The organism is Leptolyngbya cf. ectocarpi LEGE 11479, assembly GCF_015207065.1.
GTDB classification, from domain to species: Bacteria; Cyanobacteriota; Cyanobacteriia; order Phormidesmidales; family Phormidesmidaceae; genus Leptothoe; species Leptothoe ectocarpi.
This window is the reverse complement of sequence record NZ_JADEXP010000270.1, coordinates 1-9001: the sequence shown is the minus strand read 5'-3', so window position 1 is coordinate 9001 and position 9001 is coordinate 1. Positions and strand designations below refer to the sequence as shown.

The 9001-nt window shown below is 54.3% G+C and carries 7 protein-coding genes; 3 read left to right on the top strand and 4 right to left on the bottom strand.

The genetic code is table 11. From position 1 onward, the window contains the following. A partial coding sequence (locus tag IQ260_RS22450) for a tetratricopeptide repeat protein (RefSeq protein WP_193995318.1) occupies positions 1 to 1379 on the top strand: 1379 nt, incomplete at its 5' end. Between the two features lie 27 nt (positions 1380 to 1406). On the opposite strand, the gene IQ260_RS22445 is transcribed toward IQ260_RS22450, so the two are convergent. The 4 genes from IQ260_RS22445 to IQ260_RS22430 form a co-directional block, all read right to left on the bottom strand. After that, a complete protein-coding gene (locus tag IQ260_RS22445; protein WP_193995317.1) occupies positions 1407 to 2873 on the bottom strand; it encodes a CoA-acylating methylmalonate-semialdehyde dehydrogenase in 1467 nt (488 codons plus the stop codon). An 18-nt stretch (positions 2874 to 2891) separates the two neighbouring features. After that, complete coding sequence (gene upp / locus IQ260_RS22440; protein WP_193995316.1) at positions 2892 to 3524, bottom strand: uracil phosphoribosyltransferase; 633 nt, start codon at positions 3522 to 3524, stop codon at positions 2892 to 2894. Positions 3525 to 3632: 108 nt separating this feature from the next. Beyond that, entirely contained in the window at positions 3633 to 4886 is a 1254-nt protein-coding gene (locus IQ260_RS22435) for a URC4/urg3 family protein (protein ID WP_193995315.1), read from the bottom strand. After that, a complete protein-coding gene (locus tag IQ260_RS22430; RefSeq protein ID WP_193995314.1) occupies positions 4886 to 6151 on the bottom strand; it encodes a GTP cyclohydrolase II in 1266 nt (421 codons plus the stop codon). Before IQ260_RS22430 ends, IQ260_RS22435 begins: the two co-directional genes overlap by 1 nt. Before the next feature lie 236 nt (positions 6152 to 6387). On the opposite strand from IQ260_RS22430, the gene IQ260_RS22425 reads away from it, so the two are divergent. Both IQ260_RS22425 and IQ260_RS22420 read left to right on the top strand, forming a co-directional pair. Continuing rightward, positions 6388 to 8370 carry an ArnT family glycosyltransferase gene (locus IQ260_RS22425; protein ID WP_193995313.1) on the top strand — a complete coding sequence of 661 codons (1983 nt, stop codon included), beginning with the start codon at positions 6388 to 6390 and terminating at the stop codon, positions 8368 to 8370. Between the two features lie 18 nt (positions 8371 to 8388). Then, a partial coding sequence (locus IQ260_RS22420; protein ID WP_228016349.1) for a 3'-5' exonuclease occupies positions 8389 to 9001 on the top strand: 613 nt, incomplete at its 3' end.

Here is a 9001-nt window from a genome sequence, read left to right as displayed (position 1 = left end):
ACTCACAACAGACTGAAGCCTACAAACTACGGGCACAAACACGCCTCAAAATCGGCGATAGCGCCGGAGCCATTGCCGACTATACCAAAGTCATTAACCGCGAACCTACCGCCCTGGCCTATCTGGGTCGTGCCCTAGCCTACGTCACTACAGCCACACCGTCATCGGCCATTATCGATGCCCAGCAGGCGTTAAAACTAGATGCTCAGCTAGCCTCCGCACAGCGATTGTTGGGAAAGGTTTATCGTCAACTAGGCCAACTCCAAGCGGCAATCGCCGCTTATAAGGCCGCCACTAAGCTATATCTGGCACAAAAAGATAAGACCAATGCAACTGATTGTTTGGAACAGGCTAATCAGCTACAGACAGAATTAAATCAGCCAGTCGTGCCGACCGCACCCCCGTCTGTTGGCAACACCCCGCCCCCTATGGTGTCACCAACAGAATTTTTACAGCGGGCAAGAGAGAAAGTAACCCAGGGGTTGTTAAGACAGGCATTGGAGGATCTAAATTGGTTGTTAGGCATTGACCCAGACCATCTAGAAGCACTGTGCGATCGCGCCTATCTCCAGGCCCAGCTCCATCGCTACGAAGCAGCAACCAAGGATCTGAGCAGGCTGCAGCAGCTGGCCCCGGCGGAACCCTGGGTGCAGCTACAACAGGCCAAAATTCGACTAGCGCTGGGGGATGCCCACGGGGCGATGAAGGCGATGACTGAGTTGATCAAAACAGAGGCAACAGCAGAGCGGCTGACGATACGGGGACAGGCCTATCAGCAACTGGGGGATATAGACAGTGCATTTAAGGATTATGCCAATGCGATCGCAATGCAGCCATCGGCTGAACTGTATGAGGCGCGGGCATCGGTACAGTCTGGCAAAGAAGCGCTAGAGGACTATCAGCAGGCCGCGTCGCTATGGCTAGATCAGGGAAATTGGCGCGCGCAGAAAGTAGCCCAGGACCGAGCAGAGGCCATCCGTCAGGCGTTGGCTGGAGAAAAGGCGGCAGCGCGACTGATTCGGGTGCCGATTAAGGCGATGCAGTCGGGCATGCCGGTGATTGAAGTGCGGTTGAACGATCGGCGGTCGTTTGATATGTTGCTGCAGCAGGATTCGCCCCGCACAATTATTACGGGCTCGATGGCATCGGGGCTAGGAATCAAGGGAACACCAGGAGGCTTTTTACGAATTCCAGGAGAACCAGCGGTGCCGATTAGTAGTGGCTGGGTGCGGTCGATACAGGTACAGTCAGCGATAGCGATGAATGTGCAGGTTGCGATCGCGTCCAACTTGTCTGCGGGTCTCCTGGGCCAAGACTTTCTGGCCAACTACGATGTCCGCATTCTTGCTAACGAGGTTGAACTTTGCCGTCGCCAGTAGTTAATGATAGGGTGCCTTAAAGTTACCTTAAAACTGTCGTGACCATTCTTTAGGCCAGCGTTCGACGACAACTTTTGTCTGGGTAAAGAACTCAACGGCGTGCTGACTCTGGCCGTGGAGATCGCCATAGAAACTCTCTTTCCAACCGCTAAAGGGAAAGAAGGCCATGGGGGCAGCAACACCAATATTGATGCCGATATTGCCAGCTTCGGCTTCGTAGCGAAACTTGCGGGCGGCGGCACCGGAGTTAGTAAACAGACAGGCCATGTTACCCCAGCGACTTTGGTTAACCAGGGTAATGGCGTCGTCCAGGGTGTCGGCGTGGAGTAGCCCCAGAACGGGACCAAAAATTTCGGTGGTGGCGATGTTGCCTTGCAGGGGGACATCCTGCAGCAGGGTGGGACGGACAAAGCTGCCCCCATAGCCGGGGATGTTGGGATTACGACCATCGACCAGGAGTTTACCGCCCTCGTCAATGCCGGTTTGGATCAGGGTGTGGATGCGATCGCAACTGCCCTGATTAATCACCGCTCCCATTTGTACGCCTGGTTCTAGACCATTGCCCACCACCCGCTGCTGGGCGGCTTCGACAATGGCATCGGTAAAGTCTGCCTTAACCGTACCCACCGTAATCGCTAGAGAGGCTGCCAAACACCGCTGCCCCGCACAGCCAAAAGCGCTGTCTGCCACAATCCGGGTGGTCATTTCTAGGTCGGCGTCGGGCAAAATCACCACCGGGTTTTTGGCTCCGCCCTGACACTGCACTCGCTTACCCGTCTCCGCCGCGCGACTGTAGATGTATCGCGCCACTGGACTGGACCCCACAAAGCTAATGGCCTTAACTGTAGGATGGTCTAACATGGCGTCAACGACGGTCTTGCTGCCGTGGACCAGGTTGACCACCCCGGATGGCAGCTCCGTTTGGTGAATCAGCTCCACAATTTTTTGCAGCGTCTGGGGCACCTTTTCCGATGGCTTGATGATGCAGGTGTTGCCGCAGGCAATGGCGTAGGGAAAAAACCAAAACGGAATCATCGCCGGAAAGTTAAAGGGGGCAATAATGCCCACCACCCCCAGGGGCTGACGAATCATGATTTCGTCGATGCCTCGGGCAATGTCTTCTGAGTTGATGCCCTGCATCAGGGTGGGAATGCCACAGGCTACCTCAACATTTTCAATTGCCCGCTGCAGCTCTCCCTGGGATTCTTTAAGGGTTTTGCCACATTCTTCTGTAATTGTTTGGGCAATGTCGTCTCGGTGGTCTTCTAGCAGCGTTTTGAGTTTAAATAAATATTGGATTCTTTCTGTGGCGGGAATCCGTCGCCAGGTCGTAAATGCGTCAGCAGCACTGGCGACAGCCTGGTCCAGGTCACTAGCTAGGGATAAAGGTACTTCTGCGAGCACGCTGTTGGTAGCAGGATTAATGACATCTAGATAGTCGGTGGTTTTGGATAGGTGCCATGCCCCGGCGATATAGTTTTGTAGTTGTTTCATTAGCTCAAATCTCTCTCTCTAGTGAGTTCCAAACATTCTGTCACCGGCATCTCCTAGACCTGGCAGAATATAGCCTTGCTCATCGAGTTTGCTATCAATGGCAGCGGTAAAAATAGGCACATCGGGATGCTCTTCGTGGAATTTAGTGATCCCTTCGGGTGCGGCTAGAAGACAGACAAATTTAATCGACTGGGGACGGGTTTCTTTGAGACGATGAACGGCTGCGATCGCACTATTGCCCGTGGCAATCATCGGGTCAACAATCAGCATTTCCCGCTCATTTACATCGTTGGGCACCTTAAAATAGTACTCCACCGGCATCAGCATTCTAGGATCGCGGTAGAGACCGATGTGTCCCACCCGCGCCGATGGAATCAGCTTGAGCATGCCGTCCAAAATTCCCTGGCCAGCGCGCATGATTGAAATCAGTACCAGCTTTTTTCCCGACAGCATGGGGGCATCCATGGTGGCAAAGGGTGTTTCGATGGAGACCTTTTCCATCGGCAGCTCACGGGTGACCTCATAGGCCAACAGCAGACTAATCTCTTCTAACAGCTGTCGAAACTTAGCGGTGCTAGTGTCTTTTTGCCGCATCAGGGTGAGCTTATGCTGAATTAAGGGATGCTCAATGAGGGTTAACAGATGGTTCATTGCAAGAGAGTTTCTAAAGACGGCTATAGGGGGTCCGGTTGGGATGTATGCAGTCTGATAAGGTCGGGAAAGGGGGAAGGGGAAAGGGAGCGGTTGTTCAGATTAGTCTTAAAAGACAGTACCGTCGCTTTGAATAGTGATGGGAGGCACCCCCGTAGGACGTAGCTGCCTAGCGATACGACGTCCGGCGGCCCAGGTACCCCCTTCCAACACTTTGATCAACGGCAGCTCTTCAGGCGATTTATGCAGTAGCTGACGTACACAGTCGCCAATCTTGTCCAGCATCACCACCGTTAGGGCTCGCCACTCCACCACGACTGGCGAGCTGGGGGCATGGGTGGTGGTCGTGACCTCTGGATACTTGGGTATCAGCAGCCCCGAATCAACGCACAGACCTCCGTTGCGGTATTCAGCGAGACCGGTCAGGGCATTGAGATTGGTGACGGTGACACCAGCGGTGCTCAGGGGTTCAACCAGGGAATAGGTTAACCACTGGGAGAGTTTATGAAACGGTACCAGATTGCTACCAGGACCGGTTTTGGGTAGGGCTGGATGGGACCAGACATCCCCCAGGTTGACGCTGCCCAGTGTGACACGACCGGGCCAAATGGAACCAAAACTGGTGAGAACCTCGGTGAGCAGGATGCCCGCATCCAGGGTGTGCCCGTAGCGCTCGGTCCAGTAATCTAGCAGGTTGCCGGGTCTGCCGTTAGGGCCAAATCGCCCAGGTGATCCAGCCAGGGCAGCCCCCAGCTGATGCAGCAGGGTAAGCCGACCAGACAGCCCTATGAGGGGGTTCTCCTCCCTGACCTGAAACACCTGAGCCAGGTCTCCGGCAGTCAGCTGCTGCAAACCAGCGGCATCTGCCTGATGGAGTGAGACCGGATCCGAGGAAAAGAAGCCCTGTTCAAAGCCCCGCAGACTGGCCACAGCGAGACCTTCTGAACGACCTAGGATTTGCTCAGTGGCGATGTCCTGATAGCGCCACTGGCTACCGGCTCCGGCGTCGAGTAAAACGCTGATAATGGCCAGGTCCAGCTGGGCTTTGGCGGCCTCTGTATTTTCTGGGGTATTCTCTCCCGCCTCAGGCAACGCTAGGGGCGGGTGCAGGCGCTCGACGCCGCCTGCGTTAAAGTGACGCCAGCGGCTGTGAAAGGGAACCTCAAACTGGGGATAGCGCTGCTGGGTGGTGTCGACAACATAGGCGGCGACGGCGTCCAACTTAGAGAGGTCGCAGGTGAAATGCTCGAGCTGGTCCGTCTGGCAAAGGGTAAAGAGCTGGTGGGTGCGATCGCGAATAGCCTGGGGCTGCTGTAAATAAGCAACGGCGGTCTGTTCTAATGTCTGTTCTGGGGAGGCCATCACACATCCTCGTACTGACGACCGATGGTTTGAGTCAGTACCGTCTCATCGGGCACTTCGCCCTCGGTGTAGTAGCCTGCCGCTTTTTTCGCCTTCATTTCCACCTGGGCATCGGCGGGAATCAGCTCCTCAGGGATGGAGATCCGCTCAACGATTTCAATTCCAGACTGGGTAATGGCATCGTACTTGAGGTTACTCATGGAGACAAACTGGTCAATTCGGGTCATCCCCAGCCAGTGCATCACATCCGGCATCAGCTCTTGAAACCGCATATCCTGCACCCCCGCCACACATTCGGTGCGGGTAAAGTAGGTGTCGGCGCGATCGCCCCCCTCCTGACGTTTGCGGGCGTTGTACACCAAGAACTTGGTGACCTCCCCCAGGGCTCGGCCTTCTTTGCGGGCGTAGATCACCACCCCGGCCCCCCCGGCTTGGGCCGTTTCTAACGCCACCTCAATGCCGTGGACCAGATAAGGGCGACAGGTACAAATATCCGAGCCAAATACATCGGACCCATTACACTCATCGTGGATCCGTACGGCCAAGGGACGATTCGGGTCAGTGATAGCATCGACATCACCGAGAATATAAACCGTGTGGCCGCCAATGGGGGGTAAAAATACCTGCAGGTCAGGCCGTGTTACCAGCTCCGGAAACATGCCCCCGGTCTGTTCAAACAGGGTGCGGCGCAGGTCGCTTTCCTCGACGCCAAACCGTTTGGCAATGCCTGGCAAATGCCACACTGGCTCAATGGCAGCCTTGGTGGCCACTAGCTCCCCGCCTGGCTTGAGGATTTTGCCATCTACTTTGACGCGGCCTTGGGTGACTGCTTCCTGAAGTTCAGGGATATTGATATGGGCTTTAGTAATGGCGATGGACGGTCGAATGTCGTAGCCATCGGCCCTCAGATCGGCAAACAGATTTTGATCCAGGGTGCCAAAGGGGTCGAGGGAGATAATCTTATCGGGGGCGGCCCAGCTAGGGTAGGGACCAATGGACACCGTCGGGGCGGTATTGGTGAGATCGGCCCGGTGGTCACTTTCTAAATTACCGCTGGCGATGGCTAAGGCTCGATACACCGCATAGCCACCGGAGTGGGTGCCGATGACATTGCGATGGGCGCGATTGCCCAAGGTGGCAATAATCGGTCCGCGTTCATTGGGATCCCCATGCCCCCACTTAATTTCTAGAGGTCTTTGGCCAAAATTACCTGGATGGGAGGTTAAAACAATATGCTTATGCCGAGGCGACTGTTTTGCTGCCATGGTAGAACCCGTTTGTCAACGAATCCTAAAATTATCCTATGTTGCGGTCAGTTGGACTGTAATTGAGATAGCAATCGGTGATTCTGGCCGATTTTTCGCCTGTTACGAGCGGCCTGACGGGCAAACCACCGCTCAATGTTAAACCTTGTTCACCAGGTGGGTACCCAAATGGCATCATGCCCTAGACATTGACGATATCTCTCAATATTTCGTAATCGTATTCATAGTTGCTAAAAATGGCGGTCATCTTACCTATAGCGAGTCTTGTTCTGCTGGTGCTCATCAGCTCTCGGCTTTTTCACTACAGACGGGAAGCCTTGTTAGCTGGGCTGATGGCATGGGCGGTCATCGTCACTGTGCTGACTGAGGTGTTGAGCTTGGTCGGTGGTTTTAACGGAGTTCTTTTGTCCCTTGCCTGGCTGGGGATAACCGCTGGGCTGGCTGTTTTCCTCTGGCGGGCCGATGGATTTCGATTGTTGAAAGCGGCACCGGGGCGTTGGCTCGGTGCCGATCGCTTTATTGACCTGCCTGTCACGCTCAAACTCTCGACGGTGGGGGTGACCTTAGCTCTGCTGGCCATTGGGATGACAGCGGTGATAGCGGCTCCCAATCATTCTGATTCGATGGAGTACCACCTGAGTCGGGTGATGCACTGGATTCAGAATGGTAGTGTGGCCCATTATCCCAGCCACAATATCTTCCAGCTGTATCAAAATCCTTGGTCTGAGTTTGCGATCGCACATCTCCAAATTCTCAGCCACAGCGATCGCCTCAGCGGCTGTGTCCAATGGGTGAGCATGATTGGCAGCCTGTTTGGCGTCTCCCTGATTGCCAAAGAGCTAGGAGCACGCCGCAACGGTCAGATTCTAGCCGGAATTTTTGCCGTCACCATGCCCATGGCCGTGCTCCAGGGCTCCAGCACCAACAATGACCATGTCGTTGCCCTGTGGATGGTGTGCTTTGTCTACTTTGCTCTGGTCACCATGCGTCAGGGCCTCAGACCGCTGCTGCTAGTCTGTCTGGGGGCCAGCCTGGGACTGGCGATTTTATCCAAGGGTACGGCCTATATCTATGCCCTGCCGTTTTGTCTTTGGCTGCTGCTGTGGGGCATTAGACGCCTCGGCTGGCAGATGGTCAAACCCATGGTGGGGGTGCTCGCCATTGTCATCGCCATCAACGGCGGTCACTATTTACGTAACTTTCTCCTATTTGGTTCACCCCTGGGCTCACCGGGGGATGAAACAGGTGCCGCCTTTGGTCTCAAGTACCTGATTTCCAACGTGGTCAGAAACCTGGCCCTCCATGCCGACATCGTCAGAAATCTGCACCTGGAAGGGGTGATCACCCCCATCACCGGTATCATTGAAAAGCTCATCACCATTTTGCACGACATTCTCGGTGTGGACGTGAGCGACCCGCTCACCACCAGTGCCAGGGAGTCTCGGTTTTATGTGCCAGGTCTTTCCTTCAATGAAGACAAAGCTGGCAATCCGCTACATTTGCTGATAATTTTTATCGCAACTGGACTGTTGCTAATCAATGGTCGTTTACAACAGCGCCGCCGGTTATTTTTCTACTGGCTCACCACCACTGGCGCGTTTCTGCTTTTTTGCCAGCTGCTAACCTGGTCCACCCCCCGCTGTCGTTTACATTTGCCCATTTTTATTTTGTTTGCAGCCCTGGTGGGTACCGTCATTGGCAACTCTCTAAACCGCCGGGTAGTCAATGTTCTCACCCTAGTTTTGGTACTGCTGTCATTCCAGTGGGTGTTTAACAATCAGGTGCGACCACTGGCAGGGGAAAACAGTATTTTGGCTACCCCGAGACCGGCCCAGTACTTTACCACTCAGCCTCAGCTAGAACAGATCTATACCAATGCAGCTCAGGAGATCAGCAGCCAAAGTTGTACCAACGTCGGCATGGTATTTGAAAATATCTCCTTTGAGTATCCCTACTGGCTGTTACTGGATGCCCCTCGCCGTGGATTTAGAGCCCAGCATATTGGGGTTACCAATGAGTCTGAACCGCTACAGCAAACGTCTCGCTACGGCACGTTTGAACCATGTCTAGTGATGAAAACTGCGTCTCGGGCCATTGACGCCCCGTTGGAATCTGAACTCACTATTGGGGAGCAGGTCTATCAAGAAATTTGGCAGCAGACCGAAGATACTAAAACGGCCCAGAAATCAGTGCAGCTGTTTGCTGCGAACGTGGATTAGTCGGCCTGCAGCGTTACAATGACGACGCTGTCCTTGCCACTGAATATGGCCGCTAACCCGTCGGGGAAAAAATACCAGGGTCAATCCTCCCTTTTGTCCAAGCAGCTGCTGGCCTTTTATCGGCGGGTGAGCCAGTCCACCCTAACTGTCGTTGACGTGGAAACCACCGGCTCCGTTGCCTACAAGTCCAATGTGATCGAAGTTTCCGTCATCAAAGCGAACCTTATCGATGGCATCCTCCAGCAGGAAACCTCGCTGATTAACCCCACAGGGAAAGTGCCGCCCTTTATTACCAAAATCACTGGCATTAACACCGCCATGGTTAGCAAGGCACCCTTTCCAGAGGAGGTGTGGGCCGATTATGAACCTCTGCTCCGTCAGGATGTGCTGACCGCCCATAACCTTGATTTTGACTATGGGTTTCTCCAGTCTGAGTATAAGCGGCTGGATGTGAGCTACTACCGTCCCCCCAGCCATCGTTTTTGTACGGTGCTGCTATCGCGGTTGATGCTGGCAGATCTGCCTTCGCGTAGTTTGCCAAACCTGGTTAAGCACTTTAACTTTGATGTAGGTGTTTCCCATCGGGCTGAGGCGGATACAAAGGCCTGTTGGTTACTGGCGGAGATTTTGC